2 protein-coding genes are annotated in these 2,246 nt (G+C 41.8%); both read left to right on the plus strand.

Going from position 1 to position 2,246, the window contains the following annotated elements; genetic code table 11:
- Positions 1-710 (plus strand): amidohydrolase family protein (locus tag L655_RS0120735; RefSeq protein ID WP_024606159.1); only part of this gene is annotated, 710 nt, incomplete at its 5' end.
- 12 nt (positions 711-722) lie between these two features.
- The gene (locus L655_RS0120740) at positions 723-1,964 is read left to right on the plus strand and encodes an amidohydrolase family protein (RefSeq protein WP_024606160.1); all 1,242 of its coding nucleotides are present in this window, start codon (positions 723-725) and stop codon (positions 1,962-1,964) included.
- Positions 1,965-2,246 lie beyond the last annotated feature (282 nt).

Genomic DNA, 2,246 nt, shown 5'->3' on the forward strand with positions numbered 1-2,246 from the left:
GTATGGCGTGGGCTGAAGCCGCTGAGTACAAACGTGCATGGGATAAGTACGATGCTGATTACGCGGCAGGTTTAAACCCAGAAGCACCAGTACGTGATATTAAACACGATACGCTTCGCGGTGTGCTTGAGGGCGAAGTACGTATTCATAATCATTGTTATAAAGCTGAAGAAATGGCAATGATGATTGACCTGTCAAAAGAATTTGGTTACCACGCGGGTACTTTTCACCACGGTGTAGAAGCATATAAAATTGCTGACTTACTTGCGCAAAATGGTTCGTGTGCTGCACTTTGGCCAGACTGGTGGGGCTTTAAAATGGAAGCCTACGACATGGTTCAAGAAAATGTGGCTATTGTTGATGCGGTTAAAAACTCGTGTGCAGTTGTTCACTCAGATTCAGATACTACTATTCAGCGTTTAAACCAAGAAGCGGGCAAGGTTATGTACCGAGCTAACGAAAATGGTTTTGATATTTCTGAGCAACACGCTATTAAATGGATCACGGCTAACGCTGCTAAATCGTTAGGTATTGATGACAAAACAGGTTCACTAGAAGCGGGTAAGCAGGGCGATGTTGTTATTTGGAATCAAAGCCCATTTAGTGTCTATGCTAAAGCTGAACAAGTGTTTGTTGATGGTGCAAAGGTTTACGATAGAAACGATGGCGCGTACCAAGCAACAAGTGATTTTATGTTAGGTCAACAATAAGGAGCACCCAGAATGAAAAATTTATCACGTTCGTTTTCGCTTTCTCTGGTTGCTGCAGGATTATTAGCATCTGGTGCTGTAAGCGCACAATCACTAGCAATTATTAATGCAACATTGCATACGTCTTCTGATCAAGGTGTATTAGAAGCGGCAAGCATTGTAATGACAGATGGTAAAATCACAGCGATTAACCCAGCTGAAATTAAAGTAGATCAAATTATTGATGCAAAGGGGCAAATTGTAACCCCTGGCTTTATAGCAAGTATTAATCAACTTGGTTTAGTTGAAGTAAGTGCAGTTGCAGGCTCTCGCGATGCAGGTGAGGAAAAAGCTGGTATTGATTTTGATGTAAGCCTTGCTTACAACGCACATTCAAGCTTAATTCCTTACGCTCGTAAAGGCGGCGTAACACGCGATGTAATTACTCCTCATGGCGGCGATAGCATTTTTTCAGGCCTTGCGAGTGTTGTTGATTTAAGTGGTAGTTTTGACAGCGACATGCAAAAACAAGCGGCTTTAATCGTTTACTTAGGTGAGCGCAGTAAAGGCTCACGTGCTTTTACTTTGCAAACACTTATTAATAAGCTTGATGAGCACAAAACTAAAGCTGGTAAAAAAGCGAAAAAAGATGACGACAAGCCAAGTACTGAAGATAAAGTAATGGCTAAAGTACTCAGTGGTGAAATGCCATTAGTGGTTGGCGTTTCGCGTGCGGCTGATATTATTGAGCTAATAAAAGTAAAAGAGCAATTTGGCATTAATTTAGTACTTAACGGTGCGCAAGATGCTGTTGTAGTAAAAGAGCGCGTTGCTAAAGCAAATATTCCAGTGATTATTAGTGCAATGGATAGCTTACCAGGAAGCTTTGATTCGCTTCATGCAAGTTTAGATAATGCTAGTGTGCTTGAAAAAGCAGGCGTTAAAGTATTATTAACGGTAGGTGGTGATGCAAGTCACAATATTTATCAGCTGCGTTTTGATGCTGGTAATGCTGTGTCGTACGGTATGAGCCAAGAAGGTGCGTTAAAAGCGCTTACATCAAACGTTGCTGATGTATTTGGTATTAATGCAGGTAGCCTTGAAGTAGGCAAAGCTGCTGATTTAGTAATATGGAGTAATGACCCGTTTGAGCTAAGCAGCCATGTGAGCAAAATGTTTATTAATGGCGTTGAGGTTTCTACACAATCTCGTCAAGATAAACTGCGTGACCGTTATACGACAGATTCAAAAATGCCACGGGCTTATACTAAGTAATCAGAGTTTAAATAACTTAAATAGTTTTGGTTAATCAAAAAGGTCGCTATCTAATGATAGCGGCCTTTTTTTGTTTGCCCAGCGAAGCTGGCAAACCCGATAGGCTGAAAGATGCCTTATTACCCTGACTAAGGGGAAGATAATCTGAATGGCAAGGGCGTCACTGGCCAACGGTGGGGTCTGAAGGAAGCCATAAGAAGTTAGAGGTACACAACTAACCGTAACCTGTTTCGGCAGTATTGGTGGGTCAGCGTGCAAAATAGCGCAACGCCCTATACTTAG

This window comes from Pseudoalteromonas sp. TAE79 (assembly GCF_000498015.1).
In the GTDB taxonomy this organism is placed as follows: Bacteria; Pseudomonadota; Gammaproteobacteria; order Enterobacterales; family Alteromonadaceae; genus Pseudoalteromonas.

Coding starts and splice junctions, on each gene's coding strand:
- L655_RS0120740 (WP_024606160.1), top strand. CDS start 723: ATGAAAAATTTATCACGTTCGTTTTCGCTTTCTCTGGTTGCTGCAGGA.